This is a genomic window from candidate division KSB1 bacterium (assembly GCA_024655945.1).
Lineage (GTDB): Bacteria > Zhuqueibacterota > Zhuqueibacteria > JANLFK01 > Oleimicrobiaceae > Oleimicrobium.
Map to the genome: position 1 here is coordinate 80,322 of JANLFK010000011.1, position 22,768 is coordinate 103,089.

General features: G+C 61.8%; 18 protein-coding genes. 6 read left to right on the forward strand and 12 right to left on the reverse strand.

Annotated features, from left to right (window positions below; all coding sequences use genetic code 11):
• Positions 1 to 2: 2 nt before the first annotated feature.
• From NUW13_12860 to NUW13_12910, 11 genes are all read right to left on the reverse strand, one after another.
• On the reverse strand, positions 3 to 584 hold the full coding sequence (locus NUW13_12860; protein MCR4439906.1) for a TIGR00730 family Rossman fold protein: 582 nt from the start codon (positions 582 to 584) through the stop codon (positions 3 to 5).
• 61 nt (positions 585 to 645) lie between these two features.
• Positions 646 to 2,034, reverse strand: a complete 1,389-nt coding sequence (locus NUW13_12865; GenBank protein ID MCR4439907.1) for an aminopeptidase P family protein — start codon at positions 2,032 to 2,034, stop codon at positions 646 to 648.
• A 47-nt stretch (positions 2,035 to 2,081) separates the two neighbouring features.
• The gene (locus NUW13_12870; GenBank protein ID MCR4439908.1) at positions 2,082 to 4,451 is read right to left on the reverse strand and encodes a glycyl radical protein; all 2,370 of its coding nucleotides are present in this window, start codon (positions 4,449 to 4,451) and stop codon (positions 2,082 to 2,084) included.
• 79 nt (positions 4,452 to 4,530) lie between these two features.
• Complete coding sequence (locus tag NUW13_12875) at positions 4,531 to 5,631, reverse strand: alanine racemase (GenBank protein MCR4439909.1); 1,101 nt, start codon at positions 5,629 to 5,631, stop codon at positions 4,531 to 4,533.
• Between the two features lie 42 nt (positions 5,632 to 5,673).
• Entirely contained in the window at positions 5,674 to 6,405 is a 732-nt protein-coding gene (locus NUW13_12880) for an MBL fold metallo-hydrolase (protein MCR4439910.1), read from the reverse strand.
• A 214-nt stretch (positions 6,406 to 6,619) separates the two neighbouring features.
• Positions 6,620 to 8,023 carry an MFS transporter gene (locus tag NUW13_12885; GenBank protein MCR4439911.1) on the reverse strand — a complete coding sequence of 468 codons (1,404 nt, stop codon included), beginning with the start codon at positions 8,021 to 8,023 and terminating at the stop codon, positions 6,620 to 6,622.
• A 16-nt stretch (positions 8,024 to 8,039) separates the two neighbouring features.
• The gene (locus tag NUW13_12890; GenBank protein MCR4439912.1) at positions 8,040 to 8,936 is read right to left on the reverse strand and encodes a PhzF family phenazine biosynthesis protein; all 897 of its coding nucleotides are present in this window, start codon (positions 8,934 to 8,936) and stop codon (positions 8,040 to 8,042) included.
• 25 nt (positions 8,937 to 8,961) lie between these two features.
• Positions 8,962 to 9,735, reverse strand: a complete 774-nt coding sequence (locus NUW13_12895; protein MCR4439913.1) for an ABC transporter permease — start codon at positions 9,733 to 9,735, stop codon at positions 8,962 to 8,964.
• Between the two features lie 33 nt (positions 9,736 to 9,768).
• Complete coding sequence (locus NUW13_12900; GenBank protein MCR4439914.1) at positions 9,769 to 10,740, reverse strand: ATP-binding cassette domain-containing protein; 972 nt, start codon at positions 10,738 to 10,740, stop codon at positions 9,769 to 9,771.
• 49 nt (positions 10,741 to 10,789) lie between these two features.
• Positions 10,790 to 11,632, reverse strand: a complete 843-nt coding sequence (locus tag NUW13_12905; protein ID MCR4439915.1) for a hypothetical protein — start codon at positions 11,630 to 11,632, stop codon at positions 10,790 to 10,792.
• Between the two features lie 30 nt (positions 11,633 to 11,662).
• Positions 11,663 to 13,879 (reverse strand): S9 family peptidase, encoded by a 2,217-nt coding sequence (locus tag NUW13_12910; GenBank protein ID MCR4439916.1) that lies wholly within the window; start codon positions 13,877 to 13,879, stop codon positions 11,663 to 11,665.
• 326 nt (positions 13,880 to 14,205) lie between these two features.
• Between NUW13_12910 and rfaE1 the strand changes: the two genes are divergently transcribed.
• The 6 genes from rfaE1 to NUW13_12940 all read left to right on the forward strand — a co-directional run bounded on the left by rfaE1 (position 14,206) and on the right by NUW13_12940 (position 21,965).
• Positions 14,206 to 15,201: a D-glycero-beta-D-manno-heptose-7-phosphate kinase gene (gene rfaE1, locus NUW13_12915; protein MCR4439917.1), complete on the forward strand. Its 996-nt coding sequence runs from the start codon at positions 14,206 to 14,208 to the stop codon at positions 15,199 to 15,201.
• Between the two features lie 23 nt (positions 15,202 to 15,224).
• On the forward strand, positions 15,225 to 18,089 hold the full coding sequence (gene purL, locus NUW13_12920; GenBank protein MCR4439918.1) for a phosphoribosylformylglycinamidine synthase subunit PurL: 2,865 nt from the start codon (positions 15,225 to 15,227) through the stop codon (positions 18,087 to 18,089).
• Positions 18,090 to 18,188: 99 nt separating this feature from the next.
• Positions 18,189 to 18,977 carry a phosphoribosylformylglycinamidine synthase I gene (purQ, locus tag NUW13_12925; protein ID MCR4439919.1) on the forward strand — a complete coding sequence of 263 codons (789 nt, stop codon included), beginning with the start codon at positions 18,189 to 18,191 and terminating at the stop codon, positions 18,975 to 18,977.
• Between the two features lie 24 nt (positions 18,978 to 19,001).
• Entirely contained in the window at positions 19,002 to 19,925 is a 924-nt protein-coding gene (locus NUW13_12930) for a metallophosphoesterase (GenBank protein ID MCR4439920.1), read from the forward strand.
• 43 nt (positions 19,926 to 19,968) lie between these two features.
• Positions 19,969 to 20,613, forward strand: coding sequence for a VCBS repeat-containing protein (locus NUW13_12935; GenBank protein MCR4439921.1), 645 nt, complete (start codon positions 19,969 to 19,971; stop codon positions 20,611 to 20,613).
• A 14-nt stretch (positions 20,614 to 20,627) separates the two neighbouring features.
• A complete protein-coding gene (locus tag NUW13_12940; protein ID MCR4439922.1) occupies positions 20,628 to 21,965 on the forward strand; it encodes an aminopeptidase P family protein in 1,338 nt (445 codons plus the stop codon).
• 91 nt (positions 21,966 to 22,056) lie between these two features.
• Here the strand turns inward: NUW13_12940 and NUW13_12945 are convergent, their stop codons facing one another.
• Positions 22,057 to 22,395, reverse strand: coding sequence for an STAS domain-containing protein (locus NUW13_12945; protein ID MCR4439923.1), 339 nt, complete (start codon positions 22,393 to 22,395; stop codon positions 22,057 to 22,059).
• Positions 22,396 to 22,768 lie beyond the last annotated feature (373 nt).

Sequence of the window (22,768 nt, forward strand, 5' to 3'; positions counted from 1 at the left end):
CCTCACACAGCGGCAAACTGTACGGCGCCGCTCGGCCACGGGGGCGCCTGCCTGATGGCCTCCAACACCTTCGCTGGCTCGTCGACAACGGTCCACATCTGGCGGTGACGCGGGTCCATGAATCGCTCGGCAATGCATCGCTCGAAAAGTTGCAGCAGGGGGTCAAAGAAGCCGCACGTGTTGAGCATCACGATGGGGCCGAGGTACAGGCCAAGCCGCTTCAGCGAGATCGCTTCGAGCAATTCCTCCAGCGTGCCGGAACCACCTGGCAAGGCTACCAGAGCGTCGGCCTGGGCGCGCATGAGCTCTTTGCGCTCGTTCATGCTCTGCACCACGATCAACTGGCTCACCCCCTTGTGCGCCCACTCCCTTTCCACCATGAAAGCCGGAATCACCCCCACGACTTGCCCGCCGCGCGACAGAGCGCCGTCGGCGACCGCGCCCATTAAGCCCGCTGCGCCCCCGCCGTAGACGAGGGTAATCCGTTGCTCGGCCAAGAGTTGGCCCAGTTCGTAGGCAGGGCGGAGGTAGCCTTCGTCAAGTCTGCTGCTTGAGGCACAGAAGACACAAGCTCGCTCGATCATCAACTTCCTGTCACCTTCGCTTCAGTAAGCCGAGAGAGGCAGCTGGCGCGCACAGCTACCGTCAGCGTTGCATGGACGCTTCAATTTCCTCGACCGTCTTGGGAATGGGCTTGCCCAACACGCGATGGCCGGTGCGGGTGATGAGCACGTCATCTTCGATCCTGATGCCGCCGAAGCCGAGATGGCGCTCCACCCGCGCGTAGTTGATGAAGGCGCGGTGCTTCTTGGCCGCCTTCCATTGCCCGACCAGCTCCGGTATGAAGTAGACACCCGGCTCCACGGTGATAACATACCCGGGCTGCAGTCTCTTGGCAAGGCGCAGGTAAGCCAGACCGAACTGCTCACTGCGCTTGAACTCTTCGTCGTACCCTACAAAGTCCTCGCCGAGGTTCTCCATGTCGTGGACGTCCAGGCCGAGCATGTGGCCCAGGCCGTGCGGAAAAAACAGTGCATGGGCGCCAGCTTCCACTGCTGCGTCCGGGTCGCCTTTCATGAAGCCGAGCTGGCGGAGGCCATCGGCAATGACGCGCGCCGCAGTCAGGTGGGCATCACGATTCGGCACCCCAGGTGCCATGATGGCGATGGCTTTCTCCTGCGCGGTCGCCACCACCTGGTAGATGTCCTTCTGAAATGGAGTGAACTTGCCGCTCACCGGGTAGGTCCTGGTGATGTCGCTGGCGTAGTGGTTGGGCGACTCGGCGCCCGAATCGAAAACTACCAGCTGCCCGGCCTCCAGGCGATGAGCGTGCGAGTGGCCATGGAGGATCTCCCCATGGGTCGTGAAGATGGTGGGGAAGGCAGTCATGGAACCCCGTGCCTGCACCGACCCCTCGATGGGCCCTACCACTTCGCGCTCGTAGAGGCCGGGGGCGATCAAGCGCACGGCCTGCTGGTACATCTCGTAGCTGATGGCCAGGGCCTTTTCGATCTCCGCCACTTCCTGCGCCGACTTGACCGAGCGCTGTGCTACGACGGCGCGGACGAATTCTCGCGAGCACGCGGAGTTGACCCATGGGGCGCGCGTTCCAGTGAGCCGCTCGATCGTTAATTGGTTCTCGCTCCGGTACTGCGGGAGGTAGTGAATCCTCTGTCCCTGTTGCAAGGCGCGCTGCGTCCACTTCTCTAACTCCGCGACAGGCCTGGTCGTGCTCACCCCCACTTGTGCTGCCCGGTCGGCCATGGAGGGCTGCGGCCCCATCCACACAATGTCGTCGACCCCATAGTCGTCGCCGAACAGCACCTCCTGGTCGGCCTCGATGTCGATCACCGCAGCCAAGCCTGGGAAGTCAAGGCCCCAGTAGTACAAGAAGGTGCTGTCCTGTCGAAAGGGGTAGGTGTTGGCGCGGTAGTTCATGGGCAATTCGTCATTGCCAAGGAAGAGGAGAAGCCCGGAGCCCATCCTCTTCTTGAGCGCCTTGCGTCGCTGCACGTAGACCTCTGCATCAAACATTGCTGCTCCCTCTGCTGTGTGTTCTGGCCGTAGTGCTGCTCACTGCCTCAAAAGGCCGTATGCTCGGTGCGGCGGATGATTTCATTCTGGAGTTCGCTGCTCAGGTCCACAAAATAGTCGCTGTAGCCAGCCACGCGGACGATCAGGTCGCGGTACTTTTCCGGCTCCCTCTGCGCCTTCCGCAAGGTGTCAGCAGTGACGACGTTGAACTGCACGTGGTGGCCGTCCATAGCAAAATAGGCGCGGATGAGGGCGGCCAAGGCAGCAACACCGCGCTGATCGGCCAGGAGCTGCGGCGTGAACTTTTGATTCAACAAGGTGCCGCCGGTGCGCAGGTGGTCGATCTTGCCTGCCGATTTGAGCACCGCCGTGGGGCCACGACGATCGGCCCCTTGCACCGGAGAAATCCCCTCAGAAAGCGGCTCGCTGGCCTTTCGCCCGTCCGGCGTAGCCCCGGTCACGCTGCCGAAGTAGACATGCACGGTGGTCGGCAAGAGATTGATGCGGTAGTGCCCGCCCTTGGTGTTGGGCCGGCCGTCGACGGCGGCAAAGAACAGGTTGAACACGCGCACGGCGAGCTCATCTGCATAGTTATCGTCATTCCCATACTTGGGCGTCTGATTCACGAGCCGCTGGCGCAAGACCTCGTGGCCGGCGAAGTTGCTGGCCAGGGCAGTGAGCAACTCGCCCATGGTGCAGGTGTGATGGTCGAACACATGGTACCGCAGCGCAGCCAGGCAGTCGGTAATGCTGCCCAGTCCCACCCCTTGGATGTACGAACTGTTGTAGCGCGCGCCGCCATCTTGATAGTCCTTGCCTTTGCGGATGCAGTCATCGATGAGCAGGGAGAGAAAGGGGGCGGGCAGGTACTGTGCATAGAGGCGCTCGATGATGCGGTTGCCTTTGATCTTGACATCGATGAAATACCGCAGTTGTCTGCCATAGGCGGCAAACAGCTCGTCAAAGGTGGAAAAGCTCTGCGGCTCGCCGGTACGCAGGCCGATGAGCTGGCCGGTGCGCGGATCCCGCCCGTTGTTCAGGGTGAGTTCCAGAATCTTCACCAGGTTGAAGTAACCAGTGAGGATGTAGCTCTCTTTGCCAAAAGCGCCGGCCTCCACGCAGCCGCTTGCGCCGCCATTGCGGGCATCCACCAAGGACTTGCCCTGCCGCACCAGTTCCTGGACGATGGCGTCGGTGTTGAAAATGGAGGGCTGCCCGAAGCCGGTCTTCACTATCTGCAGGGCACGGTGCAGAAACTGCTCAGGCGTCTTCTTGCTGATTTGCACCATGGAGCTTGGCTGCAGAAGGCGCATCTCCTCGATCACGTCCAGAAGCAGGTAGGAAAGCTCGTTCACCGCATCCGCGCCGTCCTGGTCGACGCCTCCCAAGTTGATGAGGCAAAAGTCGGTGTACGTGCTGCTCTCCAAGGCCGTGACGCCGACCTTTGGCGGAGCAGGTTGGTTATTGAACTTGATCCAGAAGGCCTGCAGCAGCTCGCGCGCCTGCTCACGCGTCAGCACTCCCCTCTCCAAGTCCCGCTTGTAGAAAAGATACAGGTGGCGATCTAACCGTCCGGGGTTGAAGGAGTCCCAGGTATTCATCTCGGTGATGACGCCTATGTGGACGAACCAGTAGTACTGGAGCGCCTCCCAGAAGGTGCGCGGTGGGTGGGCCGGTACGTGGCTGCAGATGGCAGCAATCTGCTCGAGCTCTTGCCGCCGGGTCGGGTCATTTTCCGCTGCAGCCAACTGGCGGGCACGGCGCGCATGGCGACGCGCGAAGGCTATCAATGCGTCTGCGGCGATGGCCATGGCGCGAAGCTCCTCGCGCTTGGCAAACGCTTCCGGGTCGTGGTAAAAGTCGAGGGCGGCGATCTGCGCCCTTATCAGTCGCTTGAAATCCAGCAGGCCCAGCCGGTAGATTTTGTCGTCCAGCACGGTGTGGCCAGGGGCCCGCTGTTCCATGAACTCGGTGAACACCCCCGCTTCGTAGGCCTGGCGCCAAGCCGTGTCCATTTCGGCGAAGATGCGCTCGCGCATGGTGCGTCCCCGCCAGAAGGGGATGATGACCTGTTCGTAGGCCTGGCGCGTGGCCTCGTCGACCACGAACGAGATTTTGGGGCGAGTGTGGAGAACCACGAGGTCGGCTAAGCTGTGCGTGCAGATTTCCGGGTAGGTGGGTGTGGCCTTGGGTGCCGGGCCGCGCTCGCCCACGATGAGCTCGCCCTCATTGATGCAAATAGCCTTGTGCGTGAGGATGTGGGCAAAGGCCAACGCCCTGGCCACTGGCACCGAGACGCGCTCGGCCTGGCCCGACTTGTAGAAATCCGTCAGCAACAAGGCGCGCTCGGCGGACAAGCGGGGCACAGCGTTGAGGCTCTGCTCGCGCAACCTCGCAATGCGTTCGGTCGTGGCCACGACTTGGTCGCTCCTCCTGGTCATTGGTCGGGCGGGGTAGCTGCCCCGGCGCCCCAGGCAAAGATAGAAAAATACGCCCTCAAATGCCACACGTTTTTAACACCTTCCCCTCGGTGGTCAGGTACTGCCGCATCTGCGCCACGGCCAGGCAGGCGTGGGCTGGCACGATGATGAGCAGGTCGCCGGGCTGCACCTTGCGCACAAAGTGGCCCTCCGCCTTGACGATGCCGTGTTCCTGAGAGAGTGCCGCCACATAGGCCTCCGGCACCAGCGGTCCCCAGCCGCGGTCCGCAGGCAGGGCAACCAGGCCATACAGGGTGCGTTTGCCGTCGCTCACTGCATCTTTGGAGAAATGGACCGCCCCTCCCCAAATCACCAGCTCGTCGCGCTCTTCGTGCCGCGCCACTACCGGACATGCCACCGCCACCGCCAGGTCACGCTCGCTGCAGGTGCCCAGGCACAGCTGCATGGCATCGTAGAAGACAAAGTTTCCGGGACGCACCTCGTCCACCGCGCCGAAATGGTCGACCACGCTGCAGCAGGGCGTGTCTCCTGTGGAGAGCTCAAGATCGGTGAACCCCACTGCCTGCAGACGCTGGCGCGCGCCGTTTAGGCGTGCCACGCTCTCCTGGTAAATGGCGACGATCTCTTCGTGGGAGCGCGCCCGATAGGCATGCCCGGCATGGGTGAGGAGACCGCGCAGGCGGAGGTTCGGCGAGCGCTCGATCTCTTCGGCCAGGGTGGTCAGGCGCGTCGCATCGTCCCAGGCCAGGCCAGTCCGTCCATAGCCGACATCCACCTTGATCCAGGCATCGGCGGTGGCCTTCATTTGCTCGCGCAACGCCCACACACTCTTGGTGGATTCCACCACCAGCCCGAGCCGAACCTTGCGAGCGAGGCTGTTGATCTCGTCGAGTTGGCACAGGTTGACCGGGAAGGCAATCGTTATGTCACGCCAGCCGTCACGGGCGAAATACCAGGCCATGTCCACGGACGAGACGGTGATGGCCTGCACGCCATAGTCCCGAAACCAGCGCCCGATGCGCGTCGACTGGTGCGTCTTGAAGTGCGGGCGGAAGCGCACGCCGCTCCGCTGCGCTTTTGTTGCCATGCGTTCGATGTTCTGCCGTGCCCGCTGCACATTGAGGAGCAAAGTGGGCCGGCGCAACTCCTTGCTCACGATAAGTACCTCCTTGCCTTGGGTCGTCCCGTTTGCGCGGGGTCAATGCATCTGGCGGATGCGCACCTCGATCCCCTTTTCTTCGCGCAAGAGCTCCACCAGCCGCTGCACGTCCGAATTGCCGTAATGGTAGGGGTAGAGGATTTTTGGCCGCACCATGCGCGCTGCGTTGGCGGCCATCTCCGGCGTCATGGTGTAGGGGAGATTCATGGGCAGAAAGGCAATGGTAATGTCGCCGAGCTCCTGCATCTCGGGAATGTCCTCGGTATCGCCTGCGATGTACACGCGCGTCTCACCAAAGGCGACCACGTAGCCATTTCCCCGGCCGGGCGGGTGGAAAGGCTCGCCGCTGCTCCGCTTGTGCACGACGTTGTAGGCGGGCACCGCCTCCACAGGGAACCCCGCCAAGGTGTCCACCTCACCGTTGCGGAGGACGATTCCTTCGGGCACCATCGCGCTACCCGCCGGGGGGATGGCTATTACCGTGGAGACTTTGCGTATTTGGCGCCAGGCCAGCGTGTCCAAATGGTCACGATGTTCGTGGGTGATGAGCACCAGATCAGCCTTGGGCAGCGTGGCATAGTCGGCCTCGCGTGTGACTGGGTCCACATGGACGACCCTGTCCTGCCAAGTGAACATCACCGCGGCGTGGCCGATGAACGTGATGTGCAGCGGCCCCTGCAGCGTGGCAATGGTATCTTGCTCATAAGGGCGCTGTCCTCTGGCCGCCAAAGCGCTGGCTGCGAGAATGACAAGGCAGAGAAGCGGTCGCATCGTCACCTCCGTCGCTTATGAAAGTGCAGGGAAGGCCGCCTGGGAACCTCCCGCGGCAAGAGCCCCGTGCCCTGCTCGCACGTATCCCCTTGGGCTACCTCGCTGCTACCACTGGCCGGCCGCGCATTGGTGCGGACGCCAGCTACTCCGCCCCCAGCGCTGCATCCGGAAGTGCCACACGGAAGCAGTCCATAGGAGGAGACCGAGTAGGTGTTCACGGCGCACCTGTTTTTTCCGGGCCTCCTGCCCGCCACAATGAGGCAGCCAAGAGCAAAGACACCACCGAGGTACCTAACCAAAACAGAGTCGGATAGTGAAAATCGTAGTGGCGCACGCCGTTCACCACAACAGTGGCCCGGTGGATGAGTAGGCCACTGACCAACTCCTGGAAGGCGGCACCGAGGTAGCTAAACACGCCGATGAAGCCCATCGCTGCTCCCGCAGCCTGCCTGGGCGCCAGGTCAATGGCGAACAAGCCGCCGAGCGCCGCCAGGATGCCGCTCAACCCGAATCCGTAGAGCGCAAATGCTGCCGACAGCCACAGTGGGCGGTCTGCCGGGCAGAGGAAAATTGCCGCCAAGGCGCCCACCTCGATGAGGCCAAAAAGCAGGTTGGCCGGCGGTCTCCTTGCCTTGAACAGGGTATCCGAAACGAAGCCGTATGCGACGCAGCCCGCGATACCGGCCACGGTGTTGATGGCCAACATGCTCCCCGCTTTGAGCAGGGTGTAGTGCTTTGCCTCCTGCAGGTAGAGAACGCCCCAGCTGTTCATGGCATAGCGGGTCGCAGACATGGTCATACAGGCCAAACCCAGCACCCACAAGGCCGGCATCCTCAGCACCCGCAGTTGGTCTTTGAACCTATCCCGACTGAGGGTCGACGCGGAGCCCGCAACTTTCCCGCTCTGGCGCCACTGAGCTACGGACGGCAGTCCGAGCGTCTGCGGCCGGTCCGCCAGGGCCAGGTACAGGCCTACCGCCACCGCTACGCACACGAGCCCCGGGCCGATAAAGCCAAAGCGCCATCCCAGGGCCGCGGCCACGGCAGCAGTTGCCACAAAGGTCAATCCCTCCCCCAGCGCGTGGGCCGTGCTCCAGATGCCGTAGAACCGCCCCCGCTCGTCGCCCGCGAACCAGTGGTTGAGCGCCACCACCGAAGACACAGAGCCAAAGCCCTGGAACCAACCATTGAGCCCCCAGAGGAGGACAAAGAGCCAAAAAGCAGTATTGCCACCAACTGCCAAATTGACCAAGGCCGACAGCAGCAGTCCCGCTGGGAAGAAGCGCTTGATGTTGGCGTGGTCAGCCAAAAAGCCGTTGGTGAATCGGCTCACTGCATAGGTATAGAAGAACGCCGCGCCAATAACCCCCAACTGCTCAGCGGTCACAATCCCGGTGTCGATGAGCGGCTTCTTGACCACTGAAATGCCGAGCCGGCAGAGATACGAAAGACCATAGCCCAGGGTAATGCCGACCATCACCGAGGCGCGGGTGCGTCGGTACAGGTGGTCGATCTCCTGCGCATCGTGGCGCGTGGGCCTGTCTGGCGCCGTCGCGAAGAAGCGAACGAACCTATTCATGGCCAGGCGCGCAACAGTGAGCAAGTGCAGAGGTGCCACCGCTGTGTCAGCCTCCTCACCCGCTTCTCTCCAGCAGTTCCCCGTTGGCGACCATGATCACCTTTCCTCCCACCTCGACTCTCATCGTTTCTCCTTCTCTTCTGCTGCGCAGGAGGAGCAGGGAAGGCCGGCCCACCTCGTGGCCTTGTTCGACCCTTATGTCGATGGCGTCCGTGCCAAAGTAGCGATGGCGCACCAGATAGGCGGCCAGACAGCCGTTGGCGCTGCCGGTGGCCGGGTCTTCCGGCACGCCGTATTGGTGAGCGAAGACCCTCACGCTCAGCTGGTTGGCAGGGGAGCGCGTTTCCGGGCAGAAGAGGAGAAATGCCATGAGCGGCAGCCGTTTGAGCAGCCTCTGGTCAGAAGTGAGGCGCGCTTTACTCAGCGCAGCGCGGCTTGCCAACGGGGCGATGATGAAAGGCAAGCCGGTGGAAACAACTTCTGCCGGCAAGGGGGCGAGCTCGCTGCCGGCAAGTCCCAAGGCTCGCTGCACGAGTTCTCTTTCCACCACAGGGCCAAATACCGGGCTGTTCTGCCTCATCCACAGCCGCTCGGGGCCCTCCTCGCCGTATTCGAACCGCACCGGGATGCGGCCCACCGATAGCTCCAAGTTCACCTGCGGGACGCACTCTCCGGCCAATACCTCTTGTTGGATTACGAAGGCCGTGCCAAGCGTCGGGTGTCCGGCGAAAGGGAGCTCGGTGGCGGGCGTGAAGATGCGCACCGGGAAAGACTCTGCCGCCCTCCACTCGTCAACGATGAACGTGCTCTCAGAAAAGTTCATCTCCCGAGCCAGAAGCCGCATTTGCTCTGTGGTGAGATGCTGCGCGTGACGGAAGACGGCCAGCTGGTTGCCGCTGTAGCGCTCCTCGGCAAACACATCGACGATGTAGAGCAGCACAGGTGCACTCATGGGGAATCAGCCCTTGGGCGAGCCCTCAATGTCCCACGTCACTGGTCTCGAACAGCAGCGAGCTGATGAGGAGCACGCCAGCGCAACTCAGCGCCAGGATGCCCAGGTCCAGGCCGAGAGGGAAGGCAGAAGAGCCCACCAGGGCCCCGCGCAGGCCATCCACGCCATAGGTCAAGGGGTCGAGGTACGAGAGCAGCCGCAGCACGCGCGGCAGGTTCTGGATGGGAAAGAGCGCGCCCGAGAGGAAGAAGATGGGAAAGACCACAAAGTTGACCACCAGCTGAAAGCCGTGCATGTCGTTCATGCGCGAGGCGAAGGCCAACCCCATGCCGATGAAGGTAAACGCGATGAGGAGCATGAACAGGCAGCCCAGCGCCAGTCCCCACCCGGTGTTGAGCGTGAACCCCAACCCCACGGCGCAGAGGAGGATGGCCAGGCTCTGCCCAATGGCGAGGGTGGATGCCCCCGCAAGGCGCCCCAGCACAATGGAGAACCGCGACACCGGCGTGACCATAATCTCCTTGAGGAAGCCGAATTCCTTGTCCCACAGCACCTGCAGCCCGCCAAAGGTGCTGCTGAAGAGCAGAGTCATACCCACCACTCCGGGGATCAAGAAGCTCATATAGTCCACCCCTGAGGGTACCCCAGGGAGGGCGGCCCTGCGGAACCCCGAGCCCAAGAAGAGGAGGAAGAAGAGCGGCATCATCAACGAGCCGATGATGCGGCTCTTGGCGCGCCAGGTTCGCTTCATTTCGCGCAGCCAGAGCATGTGGACAGCCTGCAAGCTCACTACCTTCATTCTCGCTCCTTTGTCCCCTGCGTGCAGGCCGGCCTAAGGGCGACGCGGCCGCCTGGGCCCGTGGTTTGCCGCTGCGTGGCGGTCACGAATGGTCGCCCCGGTGAAGCGCAGGAACACATCCTCGAGGCTTGGCTTGTGCAGCTCCACGCTCTTGATCTTGATGCCATGACGGTGCGCCACCTCCAAGAGAAGGGGTATGCTCCGCTCGCCGTTGTTCAGCGTAAGGGTGAGATGGTCATCGTGGGCCACCGCCGACTGCACCCAGGGGAGCTCCCGAAGTGGCTGGCAGTCGCCGGATTCCACCTCCAACGTCACCACGTCCGCCCCGATGAGGTCCTTGAGTCGTTTCGGCGTGTCCAAGGCCACGATCTTGCCCAGGTCCATGATGCCCACGCGATCGCACAAAGCATCTGCCTCTTCCATGTAGTGGGTAGTGAGCACGATGGTGGTGCCTCGCTCCCGATTCATGGTGCGGATGTAATCCCAAATCTTGCGGCGTGTCTGGGTGTCCAAGCCCAGCGTAGGCTCGTCCAGAAAGAGCACCTTCGGACAGTTGATTAGCCCACGCGCTATCTCCAGTCGGCGCTGCATGCCTCCGGAGTAGTGCTCCACCAAATCGTCTGCTCGCTCGGTGAGCTCGACCAGTTCCAGCACCTCCGCGATCCGCGCCCGGCGTTCGGACTTGTTCAATCCGTACATGCGGGCATGAAAGTCGAGATTCTCCCGGCCGGTGAGTTGGCGGTCTAAGGCCGGTTCCTGAAACACAATGCCGATGCATGCCCGCACCCGGTTGCGCGCCTTGGTCACCTCGTAGCCGGCAACAAAGGCCGTGCCGGAGGTGGGCTGCAACAGCGTGGTGAGCATGCGCATGAGCGTCGTCTTGCCGGCACCGTTGGGGCCCAAGAGGCCAAAGAGCTCTCCCTGATCGACGGCAAAGCTCACCCCGTCTACCGCCGTGACTGTCTTGAACCTCTTGGTGAGCTCGTTAACTCTGATCGTCTCCATGGGCGAGGGACACCGATCCTCTCGAAGTCGCGAGTGAAGTGCGCTGAGCCTACCACCTTATCCGGTCGCCGCTGATGTGGGTGTCCACGGGCGTGGCAGGATCGAAGGAGAAAACGCCTTCCGGTTTGGTCAGCCTCACGGCTTTGATGTTCTTGATTCTCTTCAGCGAGACGAGCTGGTCGCCGTAGCCGTTGGTGGCGCGTTGGCTGGACCAGTAGAGCATCTTCTTGTCCCCCTTGACCTTCGCCCACCCGAGAAAGATGACCGAGTGGCCGAGCCCACGCTGCCAGGAGATGTTGACGAAGTCGCCTGGCCGCAGCTCTTCCGGGGCGATTGCCTCTCCCATCTTGCCGTACTGCACCAAGGCATAGTGGGAACCGAAGCCATCGGCGTTCCAATATCCCCAGAACTTGACGAGGTCTTCGCGCCTACTGCCGTCCGGCTCTTGCATGCGCAGCGCTTCGTAGCGTTCTTCGCTCAGCTCTCCGCCGCGCTCACTCAGCAAGAGATTGAGCGCCTCAATGAAGGCCGTGTAGGTAGCACCACTGCAATAACTGGAGTGCCTGGGCACCTCGATGAGCGGCCTGCCAAAAAGGTGCAGGTTGTAGTAGACGGGCGATTCGGTGGGCACCGAGTCCTTTCCCGTGAAATAGCCACCGCCGTCCATGGCGTGAGCTTGCACGATGTCTATTGCCTGCAAGATGGCGGTGTTGATACCATTATTGAACCCCTCGACATACTTGCCGAAGACCTCCAGATGTCGGGTATGATGGGCCCCCAACGAGAGGTCCGCGCTCTCCAAGACACACCACTTCTTGGGACTGGAAGCCAGAAAGAGGACGCATCCGCCGACCAGCGCATATTTGACCAGGGAGCTGCGTTTCATAGCCATCACGGGTCCTTTCTTGTCGGTCTGCGGTTTCTACTCAGCAGTCTCTTCGGTTGGCAAATCCTTGCCGAGGAAGTGACGGAACCAAAATTGCACACTTGCCTTGCGCGCATGGACGCCCTTCCTGCCGCCGATGCCATGCCGGGCGTTCGGATAGAGCATCAGCGAAAACTCCTTGTTGAGCTCCTGCAGGCGGTCGATGAACTGAATGGTGTTCTGCATGTGCACGTTGTCGTCCATTGTGCCGTGGGTGATGAGCAGGTGCCCTTTGTACTTGTCGGCGTGGGTGAGCACCGAGCCGAAGCTGTAGCCATCGGGATTTTCCGCAGGTGTGTCCATGTAGCGCTCGGTGTACACCGTGTCGTACAGGCGCCAATCCGTCACCGAATACTCGGCGACGCCATGCGTGAAATAGTCCGCTCCGTAGGTGAGGGCCATGCACGTGGTATAGCCGCCGTAGCTTCCGCCCTCGATGCCGATGCGCGCCGGGTCGACAAAGGGTTGCTGGCGCAGCCATTTGACGGCGGCAATCAGGTCGTGCATCTCCCATTTGCCCAGGTTGCGATGCATGGCCGCCACTCCCTTCTTGCCAAAGTGGCCAGAGCCGCGGTGGTCAACAGAGATGACGATGATGCCCTGCTGGGCCAAATAGTACCAGCTCAGCCTGCGGAATGAGTTGGACACCGTGGGAGAGGCTGGTCCGCCGTAGATTTCGAAAAGGACCGGATAGCGCTCGGCCGGATCAAAGTCCGGCGGGAGCACCCATACCGCGGGGAGGTCGTAGCCATCACCAGAAGGGATGGTGAAAAGCTCCACTTTACCGAGGGCGTATTCGTCCATAATTGGCAGCCGGGTGTCCCCGAGGCTGCGCACCAAGGTGCCGTCCGAGGAGCGCAGCTCCATTCTGGAGGGGTGCGCGATGCTGCTATAGGTGTCGATGAAGTAGCTCCCTTGCGGCGAGACATTGCACCGGTGGCTACCCGGAACAGTGGTGAGCTTCTTGAAGCCCTTGCCATCGAGCCCCACGCGGTAGAGGTGGCTCTCCACGACCCCCTTCGGGGCGCCCTGGAAGTAGACGACCCTGTTCGCCTCGTCCACTAAATTGATGGAACTTACGGTAAACTCGCCGCTGGTGAGGCGTTGCCGCAACTTGCCGCTCATATCGTAGTAGTAGAGGTGGTGCCAGCCATCCACGCAGGAGCGGAGCAAAAAGCCGCTGCCGTCTTTGAAAAGGTAGAGGTCTTCGAAGAATTCCACCCAGGAGGTCTGTTGCTCACTGTAGACCTCGGTGACCTTTCCCGTGCTCGGCTCGGCGGCGAGGATCTTCAGCTGGTCCTGCCCGCGGTTCATCCACTGGAAGAGGAGTTGCTTGCTGTCCGGTGTCCAGAAGGGCCAGGCCACGTAGTGGTCTGCCTTTTCATCCCTTTCAACCCAGACGATCTTGCCGTCGTCCACGTGGGCGATGCCTAACTTCACGTAGGGATTGGGGTCGCCTGCCTTCGGGTAGCGGGTCATTTCCAGTTCGCCGTGGACCCCGTCCGCGCGGAAGAGGGGGAAGGTCGGCACCGGGCTATCGTCGAAGCGCAAGAAAGCCACCATCTGACTGTTGGGCGCCCACCAGAAGGCCGCGTAACGGGAAGCGCGGCCCAGGATCTCCTCGTAGTAGACCCACGAAGCCCAGCCGTTGTAGACCGTCTCCGAGCCGTCGGTGGTCAGCTGATGCTCAAGCCCAGACGCAATGTCCAGCACGAAGAGGTTATTGTCTCTGGTGTAGGCCACTCTGCTTCCATCAGGTGAAAAGCGGGGATTCTTCTCCTGGCCTGGGGTGGCAGTGAGCCGTTTGAACTCACCAGTGGCTGCCGAAAAGTAGTAGAGGTCATTCTGGCGTGGCAGCAGGAAGGCGGAATAGTCCGGCGTGTGGTCCACCGCCGCCTGGAGGAAGAAGCCCTTTGGCAGCTTCTCTTTGAGCTCTGCATAGTCGAGAAAAACCGTCGATTCGCCTGTTGCGGCGTTGACCTTCATGAGCCGGCTGCCGCCCTCCTGTCCTTCGCCTTGCACGGCCCGTTCTAAGTAGTGCTGGTCGTCCAACCACCCCTCGATGCGCGAGAGTTGGCCGAACAGCCGTGGCGGTCCTCCCTCGTAGACCTGTTTGTAGGTGAGCATTTTCTTCTGGGCAAGCGCAGCGGGAGCAGCCACAGCCAGCACCGCAGCCACCACGCACAGGCTGGTTCTCCGGGTCCAGGTTCCCATGACGCCATCCTCCGCAGTTAACGGTCGTTGCCAGCGATGGATCGCAATGTCCAGTCTCCTCGGGTGCATCATCGCGCCGCGCCTTGGCGCAGCGAAAAGGTACTGTTAGTTTATGGAAATTTCTGGAGAAAATCAAGAGGTTTGCCCCGCAGAGGCGGGAATTGGCGCGAAGAGTGTGTCAGGGCGTGCTCGCCCGCCTCTGCCTGGCGCCCAAGCCCAGAACCGAGGAGCGCCCGTCGCGGCCAGAGATGGTGCTTATCGGTTGACATTTACCCGGAATTTCACTATCTTTGCTCACCACTTGCTCCGGGCCATAGAGGATTTGTATGATTGCTATTTCAGCTACCCGTGCGCGGCAGCTCTTTGCTGCGTTCAGCAACCTGCGCGTTGCCGTTCTCGGCGACGTGATGTTAGACCGCTACATTTGGGGCTCTGTCGAGCGCATCTCACCAGAGGCGCCGGTGCCTGTGGTGGTGGTGGAGTCTGAGTCGGTGCGGCTTGGCGGCGCCGCCAACGTCGCCCACAACCTTGCCTCCCTGGGCGCCAGGCCGGTGCCTGTTGGGGTGGTAGGCAGCGACCAGCATGCCGCCGTGCTCCGGCAGCTCATGGAGGAGTTGCGCTTTCCAACAGAAGGGATCCTCACCGATCCCAGGCGCGGCACCACGGTGAAGACGCGCGTCATCGCCCACAACCAACATGTGGTGCGCATAGACCGGGAGACGCGGCACGCAATTGGGGAGGAAGTTTGCGGTCACTTGCTGGACTTTCTCCGGCACATCTTACCCGAGGTTCAGGCACTCATCATCGAAGACTACAACAAGGGACTCATCACCTCACCATTGATTCAGGGGGCGTTAGAGCTGGCCCGCAGTCGTGACCTGCCGGTGATGGTGGATCCGAAGTTCGATCACTTCTTCGAGTATCAAGGGGTTTGTACGCTCAAGCCCAACCGGCGGGAGACCGAAGAGGTGCTGGGCAGGCGACTGGCAAGGGATGAGGATGTCCGCGCTGCCGGCGAAGAGTTGCTGCACAGGCTGGCCTGCGAGAACGTGCTCCTTACCCTGGGCTCAGATGGCATGTTTCTATTCCAGCGGAACGGCGCAGCTGCTCACGTTCCCACCAAGGCGCGCAAGGTGCACGACGTCTCCGGAGCCGGCGACACGGTGATTAGTGTCTTCACGGCGGCTTATGCTGCCGGAGCTTCCCCGCCAGAGGCAGCGACCATCGCGAACTACGCCGCCGGCCTGGTGTGCGAAGAGGTGGGTGTGCTTCCTGTGGACAGGGAGCGGCTCTTGCAGAGGCTCATCGACGACCAGAAATGAGCGAAGTGTTCAGAGGGTAGCCAGTGACCACGCGGATCGAGATCGCGCTTAGACCAGAGTTCTTGGATACCGCGGCTGCGGCGGTGAGTTCCGGACTCCAGGACTTGGGTTTGGCCGCAGCAAAGTGCCAGCATGCCGTGCAAGTCTACTACCTGCAAGGCGCTCTCAGCGCGTCAGAAAAGGAGCGCATCGCCAGCGAGCTGCTCGCGGACAATGTGACTCAGGTGTACGCCGTGGATGGCGAGGTGCTGCCGCCACCTGGGGCGGATGAGTGGGACGTGGAGATTACCTACAACCCTGGGGTCATGGATCCTGTGGAAGAGAGCGCCATGAAGGGGATCCGCGACTTGGGGATCCGCTCGCTCACCGCCGTCAAGACGGCGCGCAGATACCGGCTGCTGGGCCACCTCAGCGAGGCGCAGAAGCAGCTCATCGTCGACAAGCTGCTGGCGAACAAGGTGGTCGAGCACGTGGTGCGGCCAGGGGAGCAAATCTTCCACGGCACCATCGAGTATGCCTTCAAGCTGGTGGAGATCGAGCTCCTTGCGGCCGATGACGCCCGCCTGCGGGCGATAAGCAAAGAGCGCAGCCTGTTTCTCAACATGGAAGAGATGCGCGCCATCCAGTCGTACTACCGGGGCTTGGGGAGGAATCCCACGGATTTGGAGCTGGAAACGTTGGCCCAAACTTGGTCGGAACACTGCAGCCACAAGACGTTGCGCGGCCTGATCAGGTACGGTGGCACCACCATCGATAACCTCCTCAAGCAGACTGTCATGCGCGTCACGCGCGAGTTGGCGTTGCCATGGTGCGTGTCCGTGTTCGTCGACAACTCCGGGGTCATCGAATTCGATGATGAGTATGACGTCTGCTTCAAGGTGGAAACGCACAATCACCCTTCGGCAGTAGAGCCCTATGGCGGCGCCAATACCGGCATCGGTGGCGTCATCCGCGACCCGCTGGGTACCGGCCTCGGGGCAAAACCAATCGTCAACACCGATGTCTTCTGCTTCGGCCCGCCGGATTTTCCGCTGCAACGGCTGCCCAAAGGAGTGCTCCACCCGAAGCGCATCATGAAAGGCGTAGTGGCAGGGGTGCGCGACTACGGCAACCGAATGGGCATCCCCACGGTGAACGGCGCGGTGCTGTTCGATGAGCGCTACCTCGGCAACCCCCTTGTCTATTGCGGCACGGTTGGCCTTCTGCCCAAAGGGATGCACCGCAAGGAGAGCGTGCCCGGCGACTACATCGTGGTCGTGGGCGGGAGGACAGGGCGCGACGGTATCCATGGCGCCACGTGCTCGTCAGGCGAGCTGACGGTGGAGTCCGAAGTGGAATGGGGGGGCGCTGTGCAAATCGGCAACGCCATCACCGAGAAGAAGGTGGTTGACACTCTCCTTCAGGCGCGCGACCGCGGCCTGTACCGGGCCATCACCGATTGCGGCGCCGGCGGACTTTCCTCCGCCATTGGCGAGCTGGCGCGCGAGACAGGCGCGGTGGTGGACTTGGAGAAGGTGCCGCTCAAGTACCAGGGCCTCAGCTACACGGAGATTTGGATTTCCGAGGCCCAGGAGCGGATGGTGATCTTTGTGCCTCCGGAAAAGCTGCAAGAAGCGCTCGCCTTGTTCGCTAGCGAAGACGTGGAAGCAACGGTGATAGGCCAGTTGACCTCCGACCGCCAGCTGGTGGTGCGCTATCAAGGGCACGTCGTAGGCCGGTTGGATATGGAGTTCCTCCATGAGGGCTTGCCGAGGTTGGTGCGGGAGGCACGCTGGCAGGCGGCGAGCTGGGAGGAAGCAACCTTCGAAGACCCACAGGACCTCACCCCCTATTTGCACCAAATCCTCGGTTCCTGGAACGTGTGCAGCAAGGAATGGGTGGTACGCCAGTACGACCACGAGGTGCAAGGTGGTAGCGCCCTCAAGCCGCTTGTCGGGGCCAATAACGATGGTCCGGGGGATGCCAGCATCGTGCGGCCCCGCTATGACTCTTATCGCGCGATCGTGGTGGCTAATGGGATCAACCCCAAATACGGCCAAATCGACCCCTACTGGATGGCGGCCGCCGCCATAGACGAGGCCTTGCGCAACGTGGTGGCAGTAGGCGGTCAAGTGTCGCGCACCGCACTGCTGGACAACTTCTGCTGGGGGAACCCGGACAAGCCCGACCGATTGGGAGGGCTGGTGCGCGCCGCCCAGGCCTGCTACGACATCGCCAAGGCCTACGGCACCCCCTTCATTTCGGGCAAGGACAGCCTGAACAACGAGTACACCACCGAGCAGGGGGAAACCATCGCCATTCCGCCGACCCTGCTCATCTCGGCCATCAGCATCATGCCGGACTGCCGGAAAGCGGTCTCCATGGACCTGAAACGTGCCGGCGACTCCCTGTACGTGGTGGGCATGACGCGGGATGAACTGGGCGGGAGCCACTACTACGCGGTGCGCGGATTCGTGGGTAACGGCGTGCCCAAGGTGGAGCCAAGCGAGGCGCTGCGCCTGTTTACCGCCCTTTCTGAGACCATGCAACGTGGGCTGGTGCGCGCCTGCCATGATTGCTCCGAGGGTGGACTGGGCGTGGCAATCGCGGAGATGGCCTTTGCCGGGAACCTGGGGGCGCAGGTCGAGCTCGCCGCGGTGCCTTACGCGTTTTCCCATGTGAGAAACGACACCTTGCTCTTTTCTGAATCGTGTAGCCGCTTTGTCGTCGAGGTGTCGCCCGGGGCGGCCAAGGCTTTCGAGGAGCTTATGCGCGGCCTGCCTTGTGCCAAAATAGGGCAGGTGCAAAACGATCCGCGGCTGGTGGTCAAAGGAGTCTCGGGAAAGGTGGTAGTGGACGCCCCTATCGCCGAGCTGAAGGAGAGCTGGCAAGCGCCCCTACGGTGGTAAGGGAAAATCCCCAGGGAGTGGCAGAGTATGCGGAGAAGGGCGCCGGGCAAGCGCGCGTGGTCAACCTGCACGGCGAAGGGACAAGACAGGATGCCGAGGATGAAAAAGGTCAGAGTTCTGGTGCTGCGCGCGGCAGGCTCCAACTGCGATCAGGAAACCGCCTTCGCTTTTCGGGCAGTGGGAGCGGAGGCCGATCTCGTGCATGTCAATCGTGTAGTAAGCGGGCAGCTCAGTCTGCATGACTATCACATCTTGGCGATTCCGGGGGGTTTTACCTACGGCGACGACGTGTCGGCGGGCAAGATCCTGGCCAACGAGCTGAAGTACAAGCTGGGCCTGGCCTTGGTGGAGTTCCACCGGCAAGGCAAGCTCATCATCGGCATCTGCAACGGCTTTCAGGTGCTGGCCAAGGCTGGGCTTTTGCCCGAGGTCGACTTGGGCGCCCCACAGCGGGTCACGCTGACCAACAACGACTCCGGCAAGTTCGAAGACCGGTGGGTCTACCTGCGCATCAACTCCGGCCCGTGTGTGTTCACAGCCGATGGACCAGAGCGCATCTACCTTCCTGTTGCGCACGCGGAAGGCAAGTTTGTGGCTGCCTCGAAAGAGCTCATCCAGGGCCTACAGAACAACGGCCAGGTGGTACTGCAATACATCCACCCCGAGGGAGCACCCTGTACCTACCCCTGGAACCCCAATGGCTCGGTGGCGGGCATTGCTGGCATCTGCGACCCGTCTGGTAGGGTGTGTGGGCTCATGCCTCACCCTGAGCGGCACTTTGATCCCACGCATCATCCCCGCTGGACAAGAGAAGGGCTGAGGAGCGAGGGCGACGGCGTTTTCATCTTTCGCAACGCCGTGAGCTATGTTGCGGGCAACTTGCTTTGAGTTGGACAAGAGGAGGAAGCTCCCATGAAAGCACTTGTGAGGGGTCTCCGGCATCGTGCTCTGATTTTCGGTGGGTTGTTCGTGCTCGTGCTCCTGGTGGCGTGTGGCCAACAGCAGCAGTCGTTCCGCTTTGTGTTCATGACTGACATCCACGTACAGCCTGAGCAGCGGGGTGCCGAGGGCTTCCGCGCTGCCATTCAGGCGGTGAATGCCCTGCGCCCCAAGCCGGCCTTTGTCATCACCGGCGGCGACTTGATCATGGATGCGCTTGAGCAGGGCTGCGGCCGTGCCGACTCTCTCTACATGCTCTACCTTGCCCTGGTCAAGGAGTTCCAGATGCCTCTGTACAATTGCATTGGCAATCACGAGGTGTTTGGCCTGTACAAGAGCAGCGGGGTCGACCCCAGTCACCCCGAATTTGGCAAAGAGATGTTCAAGAAGCGCATCGGAGAGGGGCGCACTTACCGCTCCTTCGACCACGCGGGGTGGCATTTTGTGCTCCTGGATGCCATTGGCTTCACCCCTGAGCGCACCTACTACGGCTACGTCGATTCGCTCCAGTTGGCCTGGTTGGCCAGCGACCTGGCACAGGTAAAAAAGGGCACGCCGGTGGTGTTGGTCATGCATATCCCCTTGTTCTCGGTAGCGGAGCAATTCGCCCGCGGCCCGCTGGCCGCATTGGATCGTGCCTTGGCGGTGACCAATGCCCTGGAGGTCGTGCGCACCTGCGGCGACCACTATGTGCCCCTGGTCCTGCAAGGACACATGCATGACGTGGAAGAAATCGTGATGAGAGGAACCCACTTTGTCACCGGCGGCGCGGTTTCAGGTGCATGGTGGGGAGGACCATACCGTGGCTTCTCCGAAGGATTTGTGGTGGTGGACGTGAAAGGGAGAGACTTCCGCTGGCAGTACCAGACGTATGGCTGGCAGGCAAATGCCAAGTAGATGTCTACACAGACGCTGCGCAGTGAGAGTGGAGGGTCTGGCTATGACTTGGGCGCAAAGATGTCTCGCACTCTATCTGGTTGGCGGTCTGGTCGTCGCCTCGGGGTACAGTCAGGAGACGACAGGCACGGAACAACTTCCCACCTTGTACTCCGACGTGGCCGCCATCTACTACTACGGCAACGGCGTGCCGCGTATCCATACCTGGATCAACAACGGTGGCGCTGGTTTCAAGTACTCTGATTCCAACGGGTGGTTCAGCACAAACAAGGGAGGCTACGAGGCCGACCGGCTGGTGAAGGTGGCCTGCGGCGATTTTGACGGCAACGGCCTGGACGACCTTGCCCGTTTCCATTACTACGGAAACGGCAAGACTGCCATTCATGTCTGGCTCAACAATGGGCTGAACCGCTTCGAATACAAGACGTCGGCAGGCTGGTGGCGGCAAAAAGCGGGCTATGATGCCACCAAGCTCGCCGGCGTTGCTGCCGGCGACTACAATGGCGACGGGTTTGATGACCTTTGCGGCTTCTACAACTATGGAGGCGGTAAGGTACATATTCACGTCTGGCTGAGCGACGGGGTGTCGGCTTTCGAATACCAGGGTTCGGACGGCTGGTGGAAGGTGAATGCCGGCTATGAGGCGGAGGGCATCAGGCATGTGCTCGGAGGGGAGTGCGCCCCGTGATCAGGAGGCCGGTCATGGATGGCAAGTCACTTCGCCATCGCGCGCTCGCGGCGCTGGTCTGGACCGCGGCGTGGTGTGTCGTTGCCACAGCTGCCAAGGCGCAGCCTGCTGAGGAATACGAAGCGCGTCGCGAGGCGGTGCGCAAGCTTCTTTCGCCCCGGGGCGTGGCAGTGTTCAAGGCCCAGGAGCGGTCTGCCGAAAGTTACGGCTGCCCATTTCGCCAGGAGAGCAATTTCTACTACCTCACCGGCATCAACCAGCCGGGTGCGGTGCTGGTACTGAGCAGACGCGGGCTGCCGATTGTGGGTCAAGAGCGACCTGCCAAGGAGGTCATTTTCCTGGAAAGACCTACTGGCGGGGAAGAACTGACTCCGGAGCAGCCCACCAGCGAACTGCTCATCGATGTGGCGCGCCCGCTGCATGAGTTCTACGGGGTCTTTGCCGAGGCACTCACACGTGCCGATACGCTCTACTTCAGGGCGCCGCGCCTGCGCTTGGAGGAGCCGCTCACCAAGGAGCTGGAGCTCATCGAGGCGGCGCGGTTGCGCCACTATCCCGTGGTGGTCAGCAACCCAACGGGCCTGCTGGCCGGGCTGCGGGTCATCAAGAGCCAGGCAGAGGTGGAGCTCATCCGCAAAGCGGCGCAGCTCACCTGCGCAGCCCAAGTTGAGGCCGCCAAGTCCGTGGAGCCCGGCATGTGGGAGTACGAGGTCGCTGCCTTGGTGGAGTACCTGTTCCGCCGCGGGGACGGCGATGGCTCGGCCTTCGCTCCCATCATCGGCTCGGGACCCAATTCTTGCCGCATCCACTATAGCGAGAACAAGCGACAGATGGAAGCGGGGGACCTGCTCGTTGTGGACATAGGAGCATCGTACCGGCACTACTGCGCGGACGTCACCCGTACCATGCCGGTGAGCGGCACCTTTTCGGAGCGACAACGCGCGGTTTACGAGATAGTGCTCAAGGCCCAGACGGAGGCCATTGCCATCGTCAAGCCAGGAGTCAGAATGTCCGATGTCCACGAGAAGGCGGCGCAGGTCATCGGGCAGGGGCTTGTGCAGCTGGGGCTCATCAGCCGTCCTGGGGAGTATGGCAAGTATTTCGTGCACGGCACCAGCCATCAACTTGGCCTGGACGTGCACGACGTCGGCGAGGCAGCGGTGCTGCAGCCCGGAATGGTTATCACCGTCGAGCCGGGCATCTACATCCCGGAGGAGAACCTGGGAGTGCGCATTGAGGACGACGTCCTTGTCACGGTACAGGGTCACGAGGTGCTTTCAGCTGCTGCACCTAAGACGGTGGCCGAGGTAGAGGCCCTCATGTGCGAGGTGGGCATAGGGAACATGAAGTGAGCACCTGGGGGGATGCCTGCTTGTTGCGTTGCCACGCAGGGTCGAGTCCAGAGCCGTCAAAAGGCAGTCCTGCCAGCGCAGGGCAGGGCGGCTAAGCAGGAGACGGGGAAGTTAAGGCCTGTTCCACCGACTCGAAGGTCGGCATGACTTGATTCAGCTTGGTGATAGTCATGTAGTGGCGCACCCGCTCGCTGAGGCATGCTAAACGAAGCTCGGCTCCATGGCTCTGCAGCGTCAAGAAGCACTTGATGAGCGCGCCGATGGCGGTGCTATTTGCCCAGCGCACGCGGCTCAAGTCCAGAACGACCTTGCGGTAGCCGGCACGGTCCAGCTTCTCGACTTCCTGGCAAAGGGTGGCGGTCTCCGGGCCGCCCATGAGTTTCCCCTCGGGAGTAATCAGCGCGACTTTGTCCTCGAGAGTACTGACCATGATCATCGTCCCATCCAAGGCAATTGTCTGACGAAATGGCAACTGTGCGAGCCAGTGTGGCACAAAGCGTTCACCGCCTTAGACCAGTCGAAGCGCGAAAAAGTTGCACTCGACCAAGAAGGCGCCTGGCGGTGCAGAATGTTACAGCTGAGTGGTGGTACAAGGGGCAGGACCAGGAGGGAATGGCGAACACTCCGGAGGGTCCGGCGCCAGGTGTCGAGAAGAGTCGGCAATCGCAACTGTCGTCACGACGAGGGCTCGGTGCCAGTCCTGCGGGTGCCACTGCACGAAAGGGGGAGACGCGGGCGGCCTCTGCCGCGACCTTTGCCAAGATCTGGTCACAAGCAAAACTTTGAGCTGACATCCGGGAGGG

Excerpts from the sequence above, each read along its gene's own strand:
- NUW13_12860 (MCR4439906.1), bottom strand. The coding sequence starts at position 584 with ATGATCGAGCGAGCTTGTGTCTTCTGTGCCTCAAGCAGCAGACTTGAC.
- NUW13_12865 (MCR4439907.1), bottom strand. The coding sequence starts at position 2,034 with ATGTTTGATGCAGAGGTCTACGTGCAGCGACGCAAGGCGCTCAAGAAG.
- NUW13_12880 (MCR4439910.1), bottom strand. The coding sequence starts at position 6,405 with ATGCGACCGCTTCTCTGCCTTGTCATTCTCGCAGCCAGCGCTTTGGCG.
- NUW13_12890 (MCR4439912.1), bottom strand. The coding sequence starts at position 8,936 with ATGAGTGCACCTGTGCTGCTCTACATCGTCGATGTGTTTGCCGAGGAG.
- NUW13_12895 (MCR4439913.1), bottom strand. The coding sequence starts at position 9,735 with ATGAAGGTAGTGAGCTTGCAGGCTGTCCACATGCTCTGGCTGCGCGAA.
- NUW13_12900 (MCR4439914.1), bottom strand. The coding sequence starts at position 10,740 with ATGGAGACGATCAGAGTTAACGAGCTCACCAAGAGGTTCAAGACAGTC.
- NUW13_12905 (MCR4439915.1), bottom strand. The coding sequence starts at position 11,632 with ATGGCTATGAAACGCAGCTCCCTGGTCAAATATGCGCTGGTCGGCGGA.
- NUW13_12910 (MCR4439916.1), bottom strand. The coding sequence starts at position 13,879 with ATGGGAACCTGGACCCGGAGAACCAGCCTGTGCGTGGTGGCTGCGGTG.
- rfaE1 (MCR4439917.1), top strand. The coding sequence starts at position 14,206 with ATGATTGCTATTTCAGCTACCCGTGCGCGGCAGCTCTTTGCTGCGTTC.
- purQ (MCR4439919.1), top strand. The coding sequence starts at position 18,189 with ATGAAAAAGGTCAGAGTTCTGGTGCTGCGCGCGGCAGGCTCCAACTGC.
- NUW13_12930 (MCR4439920.1), top strand. The coding sequence starts at position 19,002 with ATGAAAGCACTTGTGAGGGGTCTCCGGCATCGTGCTCTGATTTTCGGT.
- NUW13_12935 (MCR4439921.1), top strand. The coding sequence starts at position 19,969 with ATGACTTGGGCGCAAAGATGTCTCGCACTCTATCTGGTTGGCGGTCTG.
- NUW13_12940 (MCR4439922.1), top strand. The coding sequence starts at position 20,628 with ATGGATGGCAAGTCACTTCGCCATCGCGCGCTCGCGGCGCTGGTCTGG.
- NUW13_12945 (MCR4439923.1), bottom strand. The coding sequence starts at position 22,395 with ATGGTCAGTACTCTCGAGGACAAAGTCGCGCTGATTACTCCCGAGGGG.